The 16,890-nt window shown below is 68.8% G+C and carries 14 protein-coding genes and 3 pseudogenes; 9 read left to right on the plus strand and 8 right to left on the minus strand.

From position 1 onward, the window contains the following. Window positions 1–133 precede the first annotated feature (133 nt). A pseudogene (locus tag IEY94_RS15980) lies at window positions 134–956 on the plus strand (IS5 family transposase); the annotation flags it as partial. On the opposite strand, the pseudogene IEY94_RS15985 reads toward IEY94_RS15980, so the two are convergent. Further along, window positions 913–1,395: pseudogene (locus IEY94_RS15985) on the minus strand (MerR family DNA-binding transcriptional regulator); the annotation flags it as partial. The pseudogenes IEY94_RS15980 and IEY94_RS15985 overlap by 44 nt on opposite strands. 281 nt (window positions 1,396–1,676) lie before the next feature. Between IEY94_RS15985 and IEY94_RS15990 the strand changes: the two are divergent. Next, window positions 1,677–2,252, plus strand: a complete 576-nt coding sequence (locus tag IEY94_RS15990; RefSeq protein WP_229784073.1) for a histidine phosphatase family protein — start codon at window positions 1,677–1,679, stop codon at window positions 2,250–2,252. Between the two features lie 92 nt (window positions 2,253–2,344). Here IEY94_RS15990 and IEY94_RS15995 read toward each other — a convergent pair whose 3' ends face one another. After that, window positions 2,345–2,623 carry a hypothetical protein gene (locus IEY94_RS15995; RefSeq protein WP_189171001.1) on the minus strand — a complete coding sequence of 93 codons (279 nt, stop codon included), beginning with the start codon at window positions 2,621–2,623 and terminating at the stop codon, window positions 2,345–2,347. 234 nt (window positions 2,624–2,857) lie between these two features. Here IEY94_RS15995 and IEY94_RS16000 point away from each other — a divergent pair, with 234 nt between their 5' ends. Beyond that, window positions 2,858–3,331, plus strand: a complete 474-nt coding sequence (locus IEY94_RS16000) for a GNAT family N-acetyltransferase (protein WP_189171002.1) — start codon at window positions 2,858–2,860, stop codon at window positions 3,329–3,331. Window positions 3,332–3,473: 142 nt separating this feature from the next. Then, window positions 3,474–3,779: a cold-shock protein gene (locus IEY94_RS16005; RefSeq protein WP_229784075.1), complete on the plus strand. Its 306-nt coding sequence runs from the start codon at window positions 3,474–3,476 to the stop codon at window positions 3,777–3,779. Window positions 3,780–4,424: 645 nt separating this feature from the next. Here IEY94_RS16005 and IEY94_RS16010 read toward each other — a convergent pair. The 3 genes and pseudogenes from IEY94_RS16010 to IEY94_RS16020 form a co-directional block, all read right to left on the minus strand. Then, entirely contained in the window at window positions 4,425–6,233 is a 1,809-nt protein-coding gene (locus tag IEY94_RS16010; RefSeq protein WP_189171004.1) for an RICIN domain-containing protein, read from the minus strand. Window positions 6,234–6,825: 592 nt separating this feature from the next. Continuing rightward, a pseudogene (locus tag IEY94_RS16015) lies at window positions 6,826–6,912 on the minus strand (dihydrofolate reductase family protein); the annotation flags it as partial. 115 nt (window positions 6,913–7,027) lie between these two features. Continuing rightward, window positions 7,028–8,227 (minus strand): cytochrome P450, encoded by a 1,200-nt coding sequence (locus tag IEY94_RS16020; RefSeq protein WP_189171005.1) that lies wholly within the window; start codon window positions 8,225–8,227, stop codon window positions 7,028–7,030. Window positions 8,228–9,150: 923 nt separating this feature from the next. Here IEY94_RS16020 and IEY94_RS16025 point away from each other — a divergent pair. The 3 genes from IEY94_RS16025 to IEY94_RS16035 all read left to right on the plus strand — a co-directional run bounded on the left by IEY94_RS16025 (window position 9,151) and on the right by IEY94_RS16035 (window position 12,276). Continuing rightward, entirely contained in the window at window positions 9,151–9,495 is a 345-nt protein-coding gene (locus IEY94_RS16025) for a hypothetical protein (protein ID WP_189171006.1), read from the plus strand. Window positions 9,496–10,106: 611 nt separating this feature from the next. Then, entirely contained in the window at window positions 10,107–11,294 is a 1,188-nt protein-coding gene (locus IEY94_RS16030; RefSeq protein ID WP_189171007.1) for a hypothetical protein, read from the plus strand. Window positions 11,295–11,481: 187 nt separating this feature from the next. Beyond that, window positions 11,482–12,276 carry a serine protease gene (locus IEY94_RS16035; protein ID WP_189171008.1) on the plus strand — a complete coding sequence of 265 codons (795 nt, stop codon included), beginning with the start codon at window positions 11,482–11,484 and terminating at the stop codon, window positions 12,274–12,276. A gap of 672 nt (window positions 12,277–12,948) precedes the next feature. On the opposite strand, the gene IEY94_RS16045 is transcribed toward IEY94_RS16035, so the two are convergent. Next, window positions 12,949–13,200 carry a hypothetical protein gene (locus IEY94_RS16045; RefSeq protein WP_189171227.1) on the minus strand — a complete coding sequence of 84 codons (252 nt, stop codon included), beginning with the start codon at window positions 13,198–13,200 and terminating at the stop codon, window positions 12,949–12,951. Window positions 13,201–13,298: 98 nt separating this feature from the next. On the opposite strand from IEY94_RS16045, the gene IEY94_RS16050 reads away from it, so the two are divergent. Beyond that, entirely contained in the window at window positions 13,299–13,541 is a 243-nt protein-coding gene (locus tag IEY94_RS16050) for a hypothetical protein (protein WP_189171010.1), read from the plus strand. After that, entirely contained in the window at window positions 13,542–13,754 is a 213-nt protein-coding gene (locus IEY94_RS24345; RefSeq protein WP_189171197.1) for a transposase, read from the plus strand. 1,131 nt (window positions 13,755–14,885) lie between these two features. Here IEY94_RS24345 and IEY94_RS16060 read toward each other — a convergent pair. Together IEY94_RS16060 and IEY94_RS16065 are read right to left on the minus strand one after the other, a co-directional pair. Next, window positions 14,886–15,488 (minus strand): hypothetical protein, encoded by a 603-nt coding sequence (locus IEY94_RS16060; RefSeq protein WP_189171011.1) that lies wholly within the window; start codon window positions 15,486–15,488, stop codon window positions 14,886–14,888. Between the two features lie 474 nt (window positions 15,489–15,962). Continuing rightward, window positions 15,963–16,877 (minus strand): LysR family transcriptional regulator, encoded by a 915-nt coding sequence (locus IEY94_RS16065; protein WP_189171012.1) that lies wholly within the window; start codon window positions 16,875–16,877, stop codon window positions 15,963–15,965. Window positions 16,878–16,890: the final 13 nt, after the last annotated feature.

A 16,890-nucleotide genomic window follows, 5' to 3' on the forward strand; every position in this document is an offset into this window, starting at 1 on the left:
CCAAGGAAATCAAACTGCAACCAGCCGACTCTAACACATCACCCGCCGGGCGCTCGCGGGACGGCGAGACGAAGCCACCATCAGGCACCGGTCCCAGTGGACCGATGTCGGTCCACGGGCGTACGGCGTGCGCGACGGGATCCGGTGGCGGGTTCGGGTCGGGTCGCCGTGGCGGGATGCACCAGGCTGTTACGGCTCCTGGCAGGCGGTGTATGCGCTGTTTCGCCAGGGGCAGCGCGCCGGGATCTGGGCCGGCATCGTGACCGGTCTGCAGGTCCAGGCGGAAGCCGCGGGGCTGATCTGCTGGGACGTCAGCGTCGACTCCACCATCGCCCGGGCGCATCAGCACGCCGCAGGCGCCCGCACCCGGCCCGATGCGCAGGCCGAACCGCCCGCAGGGCCGGGCGCGGAACCAGCCGATCACGCGCTGGGTCGTTCCCGCGGCGGCTGGACCACGAAGCTGCACCTGGCCTGCGAGCAGGGCGGCAAGCCGTTGTCGATGCTGCTGACCGCCGGACACCGCGGTGACAGCCCGCAGTTCGGTCCCGTGCTGGCCGGTATTCGGGTTCCCCGGCCGGGTGCGGGCCGCCGGGTGCGGGCCGTCCCCGCGTCAGGCCCGACCAGGTCATCGCAGACCGGGCCTACACCTCCCGCGCCAACCGCGCCCTGCTACGCCGACGCGGCATCAAGGCATGCATCCCAGCAAGACCGACCAGGGCGCCCACCGCCGCGCCAAAGGCTCCCGCGGCGGACGCCCACCCGCCTTCGACCCGCAGGTCTACCGCCAACGCCACGCCATGGAGTGCGGCATCAACCGCCTCAAGCGCCACCGCGGCGTGGCCACCCGGTACGACAAGTTAGCCGTCCGATACGAGGCCACCCTCCACATCACCGCGATCAACGAATGGCTACACGCAGGCCGGCGACTGGATCCGGCCGGTGGTGGACGGTGCTGACCGCCATCGCGGCATCGACGCTGCGCGCGCATGACCGCCGACGGTTCCACCGCCGTCACGATACGGTCGGGCGGTTCGTAGGAGCCGGTGCCGGCGCCGACGTTGAGCACCGTTCGGGCATCCCCCAACGCCTCCCAGATGCGCGCGGCGATTCGGCTCGGTGCGTCGCGTCGCCGGGTAGTCCGATCCGATGGCGTCGTAGAGCTGCGCGCCGAACATTTTCAACTGCTCCTCCGGCGCGGTACTGATTCCCATCGCTCGCGCCTCCAGCTCCCGATCGATGGCTGCCACCATGGCGGCAGCGCGGTCGCGCTGTTCCAGCAGTAGGCCGCGCAGCCTGAGCAGGTGCGCGACCACGTCGGTGGCCGGGTCCTCGCCGACGGCTGCAGGAGCCCGATCTCATCGTAGTGACGCAGCGTGCGAACGGTGACCCCGTCAGCTCGGCCGCCCGCCCACGGTCAGGTACTCATCCACACCCCGACCATCTGCCATAACGCCACGCCAGGGACAAGCCACCAACTCCCGAGGCGGTCGGTCCTCCGTCCACTGGCAGTTGCCCCTACGACAACGACGGACCGAAGGGTCCGGAGCATCGACGACAACGCCAGGGGAGGACATAGCGCACCCGACGCGGCAGAAGGTACGTAGGCCGGGTCCGCCGGGAGGGGTTCTTGCGGCTGCGTCCTACCGTGATCGATCGATGGGCCCCTCGAAAGGCGGATGGGTTTGGCGCACACTGACCTGTACCTCGTGCGACATGGTGAGCAGGACCCCGCCGCTCACACCCCGGACGGAGGTCTCTCCCACGCCGGGCGCATTCAGGCCGACCGGGTTGGCCGGCGCCTTCGGACATTGCCCTTCACGGCGATCCATCACAGCCCGCTGGTACGGGCCGCCCGGACCGCCGACATCGTCGGCGGATATCTCCCGCACGTACCGCGTCACGCCTGTCACCTCGTCACTGACCGCACCCCGACCCCGTCCGTCGGACAGCGCGGCCGATACCCGCGCCGGTGGCACGACTGGCTCGACGGTGTCCCCGACGACGAACGCGACGAGGACGCGATCGCTCTGCAAGCCGCTGTCGAACGTCTCGGCGTCGCCGGCGACGACGAACGGCACGAGCTGCTGATCACGCACAACTTCGTGATCGGGTGGTTCGTTCGGCACGTCCTGGACGCCCCGGTATGGCGTTGGCTCGGCCTCAACCAAGCCAACTGTGCCATCACCATCGTCCGATGGGACACCAACCGCCCGCCGACCCTGGTCAGCTTCAACGACACCGGACACCTGTAGCCGGAAGCACCACCGAGCACCTCTGCCCCGGGATCCGATAGGCGGCAGATGAGCGCAGCTAATCTTGGTGTGGAGCGAAGCCGGAATGCGAATCAGAACGGTGCGGGGCCGCTACCGGTGAGTGTCACCAGGATCTGCGTCGCGAGCAGCTTCCGGACGCCGGTGACGGACACCGATCCGATCTGGTCGTACGGCAGTTCCAAGGAAAGTTCCTCGCCAGCGTTGCGGATGTCCGCGCTGGTCTGGTCCGGACGGAACGTGCCACCCCAGCCCTCGATACCTCCGCGCTGATTGGTGCTGAGCGAAGCCGTGCCGGCCACCTGGGTGCCGCCGGCGAGGGTCAGCCTCGCCGGACCGGAGTAGGTCGTCATGGTGCCCAACGATACCGGGGCTCCGCAGCATTGCGCCCACCCGTGGGTGATCTGGCCAGCGTCTGACCCCCCGCCTTGGCGAATATTCGGTGCACGACCGGCCCAGCGGCAGCGCGCACGCTCGGCGGCAGATGAGTACGGCCGGCGGCGGCACCGTCACCCACCGAGCCCCGCCGAACGCTCACCAAACCGACTGTCTTGCCGGCGACGTCTGGATTGGGCAAGACTGTTGGGATGACGGTGACGGTGGTGCCAATGGACCCCACGCATCACAGCTTCGGACAGGCGAGCGGCATGTTCGACGAGTACCGCAGTCACTATGGCCACCGGCCGTCGCCCGAAGCGGCCCGAGCATGGTTGCATGCGCAGCTGTCTCAGCAGCGGCTGTCGCTGGCCGTAGCCGTCGATGACCTGGATCTGGTACACGGCTTCATCACGACGACCGTTATGCCGGCGTCGATGATGTTGGGAACCGCGTGGTCGATCCGGGATCTGTATGTCGCAGAACGGTACCGCCGTGCCGGTGTCGCCAGCAGGCTCCTTCGGCATGCCATTGTCCAGGCGCGTGCCGCGGGCGCGGTGCGGGTGTCGCTGCACACCGAACCCGATAACGCCCCGGCCCTGGCGCTCTACACGGGGGCCGGGTTCGAACCGGTCGACGGACTGACGTTGCTGAACTTCACCATCGTGACCGAGGCCGGCGGATAGCGGCGCAGCACCATGGGCCCACCGCGATGACATTCGCGGAGCCCGTGCACTGCCCTCCCACCACCCGCGCCAACAGCGGCAGGTGCGGACGCCCTTGCCGGGGACCGTCAGGGAGACTGGAACAGTGACAAGCATTGGCTCAGTGCAGAGGTATGACCCTGACGAGGGCTGGGGTGTCATCGACGGCGCTGATGTTCCCGGCGAGTGCTGGGTGCATTTTTCCGCCATTGCCGCCGACGGCTACCGGCAGCTCGTGCAAGGGCAGATGGTCTTCTTCCGGGCCGAACCGGTGGCCCAGGACGGCTACGCCTTTCGAGCGGTGAAGGTCTGGACAGGTGCCACCGAGCCGCCGGATCGACCTTCGCCTCGCACGAGCCCCAACGCCTACCACACCTCGCTGACGCTCACCTTCGAGTCGCCTCACCCCGACGATCAAGCGGGCGTGTAGGCGTTACCACCCGCACGCTGTGCGACAGAAGAGCAGCCGTCATTGGGTCGTTCGATTCGGCGAGGCGAGTTCGCCGGAGTCACCGTCCCCAAAGTCACGGCCGCTACCGAGAGTTGCAATCGAAATGTTGTGTCGTGCCACACGAAAGCTACTAGCCTCCCTGACGCTCTTCGATAAGTTTCCCATGGCCATGCGACGGTCGCAAATTTCCGATAGAACAGAAGCTGAAGATCAACTGCGTATGCGACCTTTCGGCCTTCGTTATAGGAAATTACCAACCCTCGCCCATCTTCATCAACCTGAAGTTGTTCAATCTTCTCAAGCGCAGTATTGAGACCAGAATGGCATCTGGCGCTAATGGGCGATATCACCTGACCCCGACTCTTAATCCGCGGGTTCGGGGTTCGAGTCCCCGGCGGCGCACCAACGTAATCATGCCCTGACCGGGGAGAACTCCCACGGTCAGGGCATGTTCCTTGTTGCAGGTGGATCTTTGTTTGATCGACGGTTCAGGACACCCTGTCAGGGTTCCGGGGCGGTTCGGGCCTGCCCGACGCGGTCCGGTGCGCGGGTCCGATCCTCACCTCATGGGCAGTACGGTTGTCCGCTCCGGCGTTCGGCAAAAGGGCGGTGCCGTATCCGTGGTCAGTCCAGCGTCAACGCGAAGATCTGTGCCCGGTTCTTGGCGTCGGAGGGCTGCTGCTGTAGGGCGGACAGGTCGCCGTCGGTCATGGCCAGGGCCAGGCCGCTGAGCCGGTTGACCAGCTGGTACCGGCCGTCGGCGATGCGCGTCATGGTCCACTGCTGGTCGGTGCCCGTGATGGCGCAGGGGCGCAGGGTCAGCTCGCCGCCAACCGTGGTCGTGCGGTTGTTGCTCACGCACAGGGATGTCGAGGCGAGCTTGAGCTGCCAGTACTGTCCCCGGGCGGTCAGCCGCCAATGCTGGCTGGTCGCGGTGCTGCGGGGGCTGTGCGTGACCACGGCGCCGGGCAGGCTGTTGGTCGGAGCGGACACGGCGTCCCGGGAGCTGAGGGCGGCCAGGTGGTAGGTGCCGGAGCCGCCCAACGGCGCCGGGTCGGCGATCCGCTCGACGCGCCACCGCTGGCTCGCCGCGCCCGTGTACACCTGCTGCTTCATCAGCGAGCTGTCCGGACGATCCTGGGTCAGCGCCAGGCCCGTCAGCCAGTTCAGGATGCTGTACGAACCGTCGGTGTGCGGCAGGTAGGCCCAGCGCTGTCCGTCCTCAGCGGCGCATTCCTCCTGGTACGAACGGGTGCCGGGCTTCTGGCTACGGTTAGCGGAGTCGAGGCAGAGGAGGCTGTCGTTGTTCATCAGCTGGATACCCGTGTCGTAACCGATCAGCCACTTCTGGGTGGCGGAGGCGCTGTTGGCGGGGGCGGCGGACAGGTAGCGCTTGCGATCGTTGGTGGAGCCGTTGGCGGGGTCGATGTCCAACGCCGCGCCCGACGCCACGTTCGTCACCGTGTAGGTGAAACCCGGCCGGGGGTAGTCGACGTTGCTGGGAGTGTCGCTGGTGTGGAAGAACCGCGACCGCGCGAGGTTCCAGTGGGTGGCCAGGTAACTGCCCGCTGGCGGGGCGACGTTGAAGTAGTCGTCGCCGGCGCAGTCGGGTAGCCGCTTGGAGTCCCACTCCGGGCAGTCGGGCGTGGGCGTCTTGTCGTCGTGACACATCATGTCGAGCGACTGCGTGCAGTGCCCGTCGTCAGCGTGCGGGGCAGAGTCCTGCACCGCGCCCAGCGCGTGCCCCATCTCGTGGGCGATCGCGTTGGCGCCGAGGCAGCCGGCGGTGGCGTCGACCCGCAGGTAGCTGGTGCCGGTGTTCGAGGCGTTGTCGGGGCCGGGCGAGTCGTCATGGGAGTACTCGGCCATGCCGCAGACTTCCGTGGACTCAGTGATCATCAAATACTTGCGGTCATTCCGGTCGTAGCCGAGGGCGCGGACCGCGTCCACCGACGGGTCGAAGTCCTTGAGGGAGTCCTTCGGCACCACCACGTGCTTGACCACCGCCCCGCAGCCGTCACCGACCTTCTCGGTCAGGAACCGCAGGTGCCGGCTCTGCCCCTGTCGCGCCGCGCCGTCGTTGAAGGCGGCGTCGGCGTTCAGCAGCCACGCTTGCAGCACCGGCTGCATCGCCGCGTAGCGGTCGGGCATGGTGGCCTCCCGCACGTAGAGCACCTCGACGCGGGCGCCGTCGTTGCCATCGCAGATGAAGCCGGTCATGTCAGCGCCGTTTGCCGACGACCTCTTCGGCGGCGTCGAGGTGGGCAGCGGCCCGGTGGGCACGCCCACGCGCCCCCCGGGCAGCACCTCCGGTACCGGGGCGTGCAGCCGCGGGCCACCGCTCGTGCGTACGTCGGGCGCCGTCGGGCCGGCAGCCGACCCCGGCAGCGCCACCAGCAGAAGAGCCATTGTGGTGGCAATCACTGTTTGCATCGTGGTTTCCTCTCCCTGGTGCCCTCGCTACGAGGACACGGAGTGCGCCATCCCGGCGCCGACCACATCGTCGACATCGGAGCCGCACCATCCCTTGGTCGACCCATGGATTCGCGACGATCGGTGTGGTGTGGCGCACTCGGCGTTGGCAGTGGGTGGGACGTGATCGGTGCGATCCGTCTCCGTTTGCTGCACCAACGCTGGGGCAATCACCGGGAGCGGACAAGCAGGTGGGACGGCCCCGGGACGCCCGGGATACGGAGCCGGTGGTGGGCTGGGCCCCGGGCGATCACGCGGGACGTTCACGTTGAACTGAACGTCCCGGACCGAGTGGTCAGGCCGGACAATCGCCCGGGCGCATCCCTCGCCTTCGGCGACACCCACGCCGCCGCGCGGCGCGAAGCAATCAAACACGGTTGGCCGGTTTGCGCACTCCCGGGTAGGCATCGCCCCCCCAGCAGGTCGCCGAGGAAATCAACGCCCTCCTTGGTCGGATGGGCCTCAAGCCCCTCACGGTGACATGCACGCCGACCGCAGCATGTGCGTGTGTTGGAGGACCGCAGGCCAGGGGGCAGGAGATCCGGGTCTTGGTTCAGCGCGCGCGGCGGTAGTGCATGGCCACTGCGCCGTTGCGCATGGGCTCCGCCGAGAGCAGCTCGAGCTGGCAAGTGCCGGCTGTTGGTCCACGGAAGGTCTCTGCGGGTTGCCACCCGCGCCGGATGTTCTCATCGCTGGCCGGCATGTGGGTGCGGAAGCGCGGCGATGCCGTCGGGCGGGCAGGTGCCGGGAGCGCGCTACCAGGCGACCGGCAGGCGGAGCGGGCCGCGGACCAGGTTGTCCGTCCGCCAGCGCAGCTCGGCGTCGGGGACAGCCAGGCGCAGCCCCGGGAACTCCCGCAGCAGCGCGCCCAGGCCCACCTCCAGCTCCATGACGGCGAGCTGGGCGCCGAGGCAGTAGTGCGGGCCGAAGCCGAACGTCAGATGGGGGTTCGCCGCGCGTTGCAGGTCCAGCCGGTCGGGCTCGGCGAAGACGGCCGGGTCGAGGTTCGCCGAGCCCACGACCGGGAAGACGGTCTCCCCCGCGCGGACCACCGTCCCGGCCATCTCCACGTCCTCCACAGCCACCCGGGGCATCGTCTCCGGGCCGCCGATCGGCACGTACCGCAGCAGTTCGTGCACCGCCGTCGGCACCAGCGCGGGTCGGGCTGCCAGGTCCGTCCACTCCCCGCGGGTGAGCAGGGCGTGGACGTGGTTCGCGATGGCCGTGGCGGTCGTCTCGTGGCCGGCGACCAGGATCGTCACGCCGAGGGAGACGAGTTCGTGCTCGGTCAGCGGGGCATCCTCCCCCGTGCCGGCCCGGATGATGTCCGAGAGCAGGTCGTCGCGGGGCTCGGCGCGGCGGGCTGCGACGTGCTCCCGGAGGAACGCCTCCAGGTGGGCAGTGGCCTGACCGACCTCCTCCGCGGAGGCCGCGCCGCCGCCGAACATCTTCTCGGAGAAGTCCCGGAACAGGTGCCACTGTGCGAAGGGCACGCCGAGCAGCTCGCAGATCACGGTGACCGGTAGCGGCGCGGAGAAGTGCTCCACCAGGTCGACGGGGGAGCCGGCGGCCCGCATCCCGCTGACCAGCTCCTCGACGATCTGGGTGGTGCGCGGCCGCAGCCGCTGGGCGGCCTTGCGGGAGAACGCCCCGGCGACCAGCCGGCGGACACGGCTGTGGTCCGGCGGGTCCATCGCCATGAGGTTGCCGCCCCGGGTGCGCCACTGGGTGGTCCGCGGGATGTCGGCGTCGACGGTGGCAGCCCGGCTGAACCTGGAGTCGCCGAGCACCGTCTTGACGTCCTCGTGCCGGCTCACCAGCCAGCCCTCGCCGCCGTACGGCAGTCTCGCTCGCTGGACCGGGCACCGCGCGCGCAGCCGGTCGAACTCCGCCGGGACGCCGGGCCTGCCGTCGTCGGGGAACGGGTAGTCCAGCGCGTCGGTCGGGCCGCTCATGCGGGCACCCCCGCCGCGCAGGGCAGGTCGGCCCGCCGCTGGGGCAGCGGCCGGACTCCCCGGATGGCGCTGCCGACTGACGTCGAGTCACCCAAGTGGACCATTGGCTCATTGTCCACACGGCTGCGTCGTGCGTCGATGGCTGGGAGCGGACGGGTCGACACTGGCAACACCGGCGCACGAGGGCCGAATCGACGGCGGTACGTCGGAATCAGATGGGTGTCCGACGCGGTCCGGCCGGCCGGGTCCGCCGGGACGGCACGGACGCCGCCCGGTCGTTCGCCGGACGCGGCGCCGCCCCCGCGTCCTCGCGGCATAGCCGGGCGAGGCCGCTGACCGTGCAGTCGAGGTCTACGACCGGAAAGGGTGGCCGGTCACGTACGGCGTGACCGGCCGATACGACGGCGTTTCGGTGCGGGTCGCCCGCGTTCAGCCGGCGGCGGACCACCGCAGCACCGGGGATTTCCTTGCGTAACTCGCCAACCCGCCCGGAGGTGAAGGTCCACCGTCTCGATCCAGCACCGCGCTGGATGCGCGGCTGGTGGCGGGGCGGCCCACGACTTGTCCCGTCCGCGGTCGCTGCTCCGGGCTCGTCGCATGGCACGCCGGCCGGGGTAACCACTACCCAACCGGGCAAAGGGGCGTTGGGGACCGTTGGTATCGGGCCGGCGGCGTGAACGGTGTGATGTCTCTATGTGGTTGGCCACGGGCGCGGTGTGCAGTCCCGCTGCCGGCGCGAAGGCTGGCGCTTGCCGCGGTGGGCCTGCGCCGTCGGTTGTCGATCCTGCCCGCGACCGCCATGACGCAAGGGATCCTCGGATTCAGCGGACTCGCATTACTCGTAGCATCAGGTCTACTCAACCCACAGCAATTCGTCCCTCTGTGCGAATGTAATAGCGCGTATTTCGAAGTGAAGTATGCGCATGAAAGCTGCGCGACTGAGCCGTTTCTCCGCGGCGGGCGCCGCCTGTATCACCGCGGCGCTCGCTGGCGTTCTCCTGCCCGGTCCGGCTGTAGCCGCCGGTCCAGTCGGTGCGGTCATCCCCGCCGCCGCGCCGGTGCCCGGCAACTATCTGGTCAAGCTCTCCGGCGATCTGTCCACGGCTGCGGCGGGGCGGTCCGCCGCAACGTTGGCGCGGCGGTTCGGCGGGCATGTGGCCGCCGAACTCGCCAAGCTAAGCCCTGCCGGGTCTTGTTGCGACCGCCTGTCGTTGATGGGGCCGATTGATGTTCGCGGCACGCCGTCGGAACCGGGAGGTCGGCGCTAGCCCCCCGTCGTCTCCGCTGCCAACCCGCCGGGGTGGGCAGCGGAGACCTCCGAAACCCGTGATGATCCCCGATCCAACCGACCGCTCACGCGGCGAAGTCCGCGATAACTTGGCATCTAAACAGAATAGACAGAATAACGTGGCGCCGAAGATTCAAAGTAGAAGGGGCCGAGTCATAACTCCCGCATGGTTATCGCTATAGCTGGAGTCTATGGGTCGTTGGGATTGTTCATGCGCATGGCATGACAGTGATAGTGATCGATGTGCCGTAATCGCGTTCGGCGGAACCGCGCCCGCCGGCCGGCAACATCACCCCGGGATCCACCTCCCTAGCCAGTGAGGTTCGAATGCACCCTTTACCCATTGCCGCGTGGGCGACGGCCCTCGCCGTTGGCCTCGCCCCCACTCCTGCCGCCGCCGCCCCCATCGCCGCGTCGTCGTCGATGAGCGCGCCTGTGCCCACGTCACAGAGATTGGTCTCTCCCGGTACGGGCCACACTCCGGATCCGGCGCTTCGGGGCCTCTCGGCCACGGCGAACGCCCGACTCGGGCTCTGGGACAGCAGTCGCGCGCGAGCGGGACAGTCCGCCCGCCCGCAGCTGACCCGTGGCATGGGCGTCCTGGTCGTCTCGGCGAAGGAGGCCCGCACGGGTGAGCCGGTCGAGCGGTTCTGCGCCACGATTCTCGCTGCCGAGAACCTGACCGAGTGCACCGGTAGCGGCGCGCTGACGATTCGTGGCCTGCCCACCGGCCGAGCCCTCCCGGTGGTCGTCCGGCCCGACGGCGGCCGTAACCTCCTGGCCGACTTCGTCGCACCCGTCATCGGCGCCGAGCAGCCGACGGCCGCGGCCGCGGTGTTCGGCCTCGGCGGCACCATCGCCGCGCGCGTCACCGACCGGCGCACCGGCGAGGTTTACGCCGACGACACCAGCATGCTCTGGATCCGGACCGTGAGTGCGGACAGCACCTGGGCCTTCGTCGGACTCACCGAGGGCGACGACAAGGGTTTCATTCACAGTGAGCCGCTGCCAGCGGGCGATTACCGAATCTTCGTCGCGATGGGTCCGGGGGGCCGGTTGGGTAGCCAGTGGGTCGGGGCCAACGGCGGCAGCGGACGCGAGCACCAGGCGGCGACGGTCACCGTTGGCGAGGATGGTGAAACCGTAGCGCCGGCGGTGCTGTTGGATCCGGCCGGCACGGTGCATGGCAAGGTGCTGCACCCCGACGGCAGCCCCGTCGTGAGCGGTATCGCCGGCTACGAGTCCTACCGCTACAACGACCAGGCCCTCTTGGTGGACTCCATCGGCGCCGACGGGGCGTTCCGGTCCAGGAACCTCGGCCCCTACGAGTGGGCAATCCGGTTCATGCCGAACGCAGAGACGGAAAGCTCGACACCCGACCAGTGGGTCGGCGGCACCATCCGGGAACGCGACGCCACGACCGTGCGCGTGGAGCCCGGCGTCGACAAGGAGCAGGACTTCCGGCTCGCGGCCGGGACCACTCTGGAAGGCAAGGTGTCCGGTCCGACCGGCGACAACGCCAAGCGCTACGCCCTTCTGGTCGACGCCCGCGAGGGCGTGGTGGCCGGCTCCTACGTGACCGGTACCGAGCCCACCTACTCGTACCACGTCATCGGCGGTTCCGACATCAAGATTCGCGCCGCCACCGTGGAGAACGACGACCCCCTCGGGTTCGGCTGGCACGACAATGCCGCCTCATTCGACGAGGCAACCCCGATCCCCGTACCCGCCAGCGGCAAGGTGACAGTCGACCTCCGCTTCCCCACCACGGCGCGCTGAACAGCCTCACCCGCAGCCGTAGTCACCCGACGCGCGCGGTTCCGGGTTCCGACGACCACAACGGTGGCCGGAACCCGAACCGCGCCGGTCCCGCGGGCCCACGCAGGCGCACGGCGGGACCGAATGATCGGTTCGGTAAAGCCCCACCCCCCGCACCACACGAACGCTCACCCCTGGAGGACTCCCGATGAATCGGCGCCTACCCCCGGCCCTCGCAGCCGCCGCCGTCGTCCTGTTCGCCCCCGGCCTATCCGGGCCCGCTGCCGCTGACCCCCACCACCACCGGATCGTCGGGGGCAAGCCCGCGGCGGAAGGCGCTTACCCGTGGGTCGCGCACCTCAGCATCATGTGCGGCGGCTCGCTGGTCTCCCCGGACATCGTCCTGTCGGCCGCGCACTGCTTCGAGGGGGGCAGCGGCCGAACCGGGATCAGCGTCGGGAAGGTCAACCACACGCAGGGCACCATTCGGAAGAGCGCCGGCGTGAAGTACGGCGTTCCCCCGCCGCGCTATGGCCGCAACGTGGCACCCGGGGCCGTGTCCGACTGGGCCGTCATCAAACTCAACGAGCCGGTCACCGACATCACGCCCGTCGCCGTACCGACCGACGACAAGTACGACTCCACCCCGACCTTCCGGGCAATGGGTTGGGGAGACACCCGCGAGGGCGGCGAGGGAACCACCTTGCTGCGCGAAGTCGACCTCCCCCACATCCCCGACGCGAAGTGCAGCGAAATCTTCGCCGGGGCGGAGATCTGCGCCGGGGACCTGGCCAAAGGCGGCATCGACACCTGCCAGGGCGACTCCGGCGGCCCCCTCGCAGCCCGCGACGGCGACCGCTGGGTGCTGGTCGGCCTGACCAGCTGGGGCAAGGGCTGCGCCCGGCCGAACAACCCCGGCCACTATGCCCGGGTCAGCGCGTTCATCACACCGATCAAGAACGCCATCACCGCCCTCGGCGGCACCATGCCCGCCGGCTGGTGAAGCTGCATACCCGGACCAGAAATACGCCGAAACGTCGAACTGGCGGTCCCCGGCGCTGGTCCCGGCGCCCGGGTCCGGGGTCCGCAGGTGGATGCGTTCGGGCCAGTCGTGGCGTTGGTCGTTGTTGACGAAGTAGCCGCGGAACGGGGCGGTGCGCTCGTCGTCGGCGACATCGATGACGTAGCCGTAGCCGGGCATGAGGGGGAACTGCTTGGGGGAGCGGCTCCCGTTGCCGAGCCGATGATCCGCGGACTGCTGGGCTCGGGTCGGATGATCCCGGCGGGCGCCGGTCGCCTCGCCCTGGCTTGGCAGCATGTCGCGTACGACGTTGCTGCGGCTGATCCGGGCGCTGTCAGTGCCGGAACCAGGCACAGTCGCCGTCGTCGGGATCGACGACTTCGCGTTCCGCAAGGGCCACAGCTACGGCGGCATCGTGGTCGACATGCACACCCGCCGCCCCGTTGGCCTACTCACGGACCGGCGGGCCGACAGTTTCGCCGACTGGCTGCGCGCCCACCCCGGCGCGCACGTGATCTGCCGGGACGCGCCAGCGGCTACGCCGAAGGCGCGCGGCTCGGCGCGCCGGAGGCGATCCAGGTGGCCGACCGCTTCCACCTGCTCTACAACCTCACCGAAGCGGTGGACCGGATCGTGCGCGCGCACCGCAAGTGCCTACGCGAGCAGCCCCCACAAGAAGCCGCCGCGCCGCCCGAGGCGCCGCAGCGGCGCGACGGCGGCCGGCGGGCCCAGCTGACCCGGCAACGACACGCTGAGATTCACGCCCTGCACAGCAAAGGCGTCGGAACCACCACGATCAGCAAGACGCTGAACCTCGATGGCAAGACCGTGCGCCGCTACCTGGCCGCGGGAGTCGCCGACGAATTCACCGAGCTTGTTCCGCGGGTGCGTGAGTTCGACGAACATGTCGGCTACCTTGCCCAGCGTTGGCAGCAGGGCGTCACCAACGCCGCCGTCCAACCACGCAACTACGACACCGCGGCTACCGGGGCAGCGAACGCAGCGTGCGCCGGCTGCTGCAAACCTGGCGCAACGGCACCGCACCGGCGGCGATCATCACCAGTATGCCGAAGCCCCGGCACGTCACCGAGTGGATCATCCGACCCGCCGCGCAGCGCACCGAAGAAGAACACGCCGACTTGGGCCGCATCCTGCAACGCTGTCCAACCCTGCACACCGTCAACCACCTCGTCAGCGACGTCGCCGGGATGCTGCGTCACCTCCAAGGCCCGCACCTGGACACCTAGATCGCCGAGGCCCGGGCCAGCGGCATCCCCCAGCTCAGCCGGTTCGCAACCGGCCTGCTCAACGACTACGACGCCGTCCGCAACGGCCTCACCCTGACCTGGAACAGCGGCCCGGTCGAAGGCAACGTCCGCAAACTGAAGTCGATCAAGCGACAGATGTACGGCCGAGCGGGCTTCGACCTCCTACGCCGCCGCGTCATCCTCGCCGAGTAGCCGACCCCGCCCACCGATCACGGACTTCGTGCCAGAGCCAGTATCTACTGGCCGCCGTCACGATGGGTTACGCGATGGTTCTGGCTGGTGTGATCGACGTGTGATCCACGGTATCGGAATAGTTCGACAGAACGTGGCATCGCCTGTCACGAGTGTGGGCGATTTGCTGGATCAGGTGGCATTATCTGACCTCTTCTGGCATGGAATACCAGAATTGCACTCATTCTCTTAGTCCGCGGGTTCGGGGTTCGAGTCCCAGGCGGCGCACAGACATAATCAGGCCCTGACCCGGGAAAACTCCCGCGGTCGGGGCCTGTTTTTTTCGTGTGTGGATCTTTGTGTTATCGACGGTCGGGGACACCCCTGTTCGAGCCGGATGGTGGGTGGGTGGTGGCGTGATGTGCCCGTCACTGGCCTGTGGGCCGTGGCCCCGGGGTCCGCCGTGGATTCGGGGGTGTGCGGCCGTCAGCCGGCTGTCCACCCCGGCGGCTGGGGCCCTGTCCCGTGGATCTTGGGTGTCGTTCGTTAGATAGCTGCGGCTCGTGGAAATCTGAGTAGCGCTGAGTGTGCTGTGCTGGAGCCGTGGCTGCCGGCGCAGCCTGCTCCGGGATAGGCGGTGGCTCGATCATCGGCAGGTCATCAGCGCGATTTGCTGGGTCGAGCGCACCGGCTCGCCGTGGCGTGATCACCCGAGTGGCGCGGCCCGTGGAAGACCCCGTGTCAGCGGTTTCGTGGATGGGCCGCGGACGGCACCCGGGCCATGCTCAAGCAGAAGGTCATTGCTGTGGCCGAAGCCGACGGTGACCTCGACTGGGACGCCCGGGTCGACTCGACGATCGTGCGAGTGCACCAGCACGCGGCGGGGGCTCGTAAAGGGGGCTCGACCCGCAGCGGTCGCGGGCACGTCAAGGGGAGCCGACCGCGGGCTGCTGCGTTGCCGAGACATCGTCACGGGTCATCCCCGAACCCAACGACCGGATCGCCAACCGGAAGCGACGCGGCCACGCCGGCGGCAGAGCACCGAACTGCGACCGCGCCGCCTACCGCCGACGCAACCGGGTAGAACGCGGATTCAACCGGCGCAAACACTGGCGCGGACCGGATCCACGGGACACGACCCGGCCGGCCCGGTCAGATCGAGAGGAACCTCGTGCCCGGCGCATCGTCGTAGCCGACCACGGAGTTCTCCCCACCGGCATTCAGGTGGTACGAGGTCGACAGACGAAAAGTCAGGTTGCGCGGGTTCTTCAAGCAGCTGAGGTCCAGTACCAGGGTATGCAGACCCTTCGCGTACAAAGCCTTGCCGCTGCAGATCGGCTCGGCGTCGTCGCTGTCGTCGGTGGCGTCGTACACGGCGGTGGCGAGTTTGCCATCCTTGTTGACGGCGTACACGGCCGAGAAGTCGGGGTCGTCGTCTTGGTTAGTGTCGATCGTGAACTTTGCGTGACTGTCCTTGCTGGCCCAGTTCTTGTCCTTGAGCGGGCTTTGCGACTGCGCCGTCTTATAGGTCAGCGTCAGCTCGGAGCGGGTGATCACACCCTCGATGAGGGCGATATCCCCATAGGGCGCCGTTACCTTCTCGCCGTTCTCATCGACCACGTCGCCGACAGCGTCCTTGTATGGCTGCTGGCTGACCGACTGTGCGGTGGCGGCTGTCGCGGAAGCCGTCACCGCAGCGGTGAGCGCGGCGGCGGAAACACCGAGCACACCGTAACGCAAGATGGTACCGATCATGATTCTTTGTCTCCCTCTGTTACCCCGTGGCCAGCGGACATGCTACGAATACCGCTGACTCCGGGGCAAGCAAAGAATGGCTGACGGTAGCCGGTTGCGAACCGGGCGGACTGGCACGCCGAGCCAACTGCGTCCCTTTTGTCATCACGCAGTGGAGGATGAATCGGCTGGCACCGGACATGTCTGAATGGTGGGGCAGAATTCGGAGTGACTCATGTCATGCCGCAAATATGTTCCGCAGATGGGCTTTATTCAAGTCCTGCACTGATATCGCAAGCAATTACATGGAATTAATCGAAAGTGAAACAGTCGGGATTGAAGGGGAAGCGACACAGCCATAGCCGAACTGATCACGATCGACGTCTTCGACAAGCCCACCGCGCGCCCGGTGCTCGCCGGCATCATCACGGCCGCGTGGGTTGCCGCCGCGGTCATCGAACCACGGCACTACGAAGTCGCCGCCGGCCCGGCGGGCTACTCCTTCACCGGCCCGGTCGGCGCCGCCTGCCCCAGTGCGTCCAGCACAGCCCGGAAGAGTGGATGCTGCTCCGCCCCGCTGCGCACGGCCGCGAAAACGCGCCGGGTGGGCGCGATGCCGTCGACGGGACGCACGACCACCCCCGTGAGATCCACGCCGTGCAGCGCCGAGCGCGGCACCAGCGCCACGCCCGCCCCGGCGGAGGCGAGCGCCACCACCGCGCGGAAGTCATCCGAGAAGTGCTCCGCCCGCGGCTGGAACCCGGCGTACTCGCAGGCCAGCAACACCACGTCGTGACAGGGGTTCCCGGGGTGCTGGCCGATCCACGAGTCCTTGGCCAGATCCGCCAGCGGCACCCGCTCCACCCCGGCGAGCCGGTGGCCGATCGGGAGGATCGCGTCGAACGGCTCGGCGTACAGCGGCACCTGGGTCAGCCGCGGGTCGTCCGCCGCCGCACCCCGGTACTCGACGGCGACCGCGACGTCGACCTGTCGTTCGAGCACCATCGGCAGGCTGGCGTTGCCCTCCACGTCCTGCACCCGGACGTGGATGTCGGGCGACGCCCCGGCCAGCTCGGCCAGCGCCGGCGCCACGACCAGCCCGATGCCGGTCGCGAAGGACGCCACCCGGACCGTGCCCGCCGCCCCGGCGCCGTACGCGGCGAGTTCGGCCCCGGCGCGCTCCAACTGGGCGAGCACCGCGTGGGTGTGGCCGAGCAGGATCTCGCCCGCGGGCGTGAGCCGCACCCCGCGGGCGCTGCGCTCGACGAGCCGGTGGCCGGTCTCCTGCTCCAGCGCGGTCAACTGCTGGGAGACCGCGGACGGGGTCAGGTACAGCGCGGCGGCAGCCGCCGTGACCGTGCGGTGGTCGGCCACCGCACGGAGGATGTGCAGCCGCCGCGCGTCGATCATGAGAGGGATTCTC

It is taken from the genome of Pilimelia anulata (assembly GCF_014647895.1).
Taxonomy (GTDB): Bacteria; Actinomycetota; Actinomycetes; order Mycobacteriales; family Micromonosporaceae; genus Pilimelia; species Pilimelia anulata.

Excerpts from the sequence above, each read along its gene's own strand:
- IEY94_RS15990 (WP_229784073.1), top strand. The coding sequence starts at position 1,677 with ATGGGTTTGGCGCACACTGACCTGTACCTCGTGCGACATGGTGAGCAG.
- IEY94_RS15995 (WP_189171001.1), bottom strand. The coding sequence starts at position 2,623 with ATGACGACCTACTCCGGTCCGGCGAGGCTGACCCTCGCCGGCGGCACC.
- IEY94_RS16000 (WP_189171002.1), top strand. The coding sequence starts at position 2,858 with ATGACGGTGACGGTGGTGCCAATGGACCCCACGCATCACAGCTTCGGA.
- IEY94_RS16010 (WP_189171004.1), bottom strand. The coding sequence starts at position 6,233 with ATGCAAACAGTGATTGCCACCACAATGGCTCTTCTGCTGGTGGCGCTG.
- IEY94_RS16020 (WP_189171005.1), bottom strand. The coding sequence starts at position 8,227 with ATGAGCGGCCCGACCGACGCGCTGGACTACCCGTTCCCCGACGACGGC.
- IEY94_RS16025 (WP_189171006.1), top strand. The coding sequence starts at position 9,151 with ATGAAAGCTGCGCGACTGAGCCGTTTCTCCGCGGCGGGCGCCGCCTGT.
- IEY94_RS16030 (WP_189171007.1), top strand. The coding sequence starts at position 10,107 with ATGGGCGTCCTGGTCGTCTCGGCGAAGGAGGCCCGCACGGGTGAGCCG.
- IEY94_RS16035 (WP_189171008.1), top strand. The coding sequence starts at position 11,482 with ATGAATCGGCGCCTACCCCCGGCCCTCGCAGCCGCCGCCGTCGTCCTG.
- IEY94_RS16045 (WP_189171227.1), bottom strand. The coding sequence starts at position 13,200 with ATGTTCGTCGAACTCACGCACCCGCGGAACAAGCTCGGTGAATTCGTC.
- IEY94_RS16060 (WP_189171011.1), bottom strand. The coding sequence starts at position 15,488 with ATGATCGGTACCATCTTGCGTTACGGTGTGCTCGGTGTTTCCGCCGCC.
- IEY94_RS16065 (WP_189171012.1), bottom strand. The coding sequence starts at position 16,877 with ATGATCGACGCGCGGCGGCTGCACATCCTCCGTGCGGTGGCCGACCAC.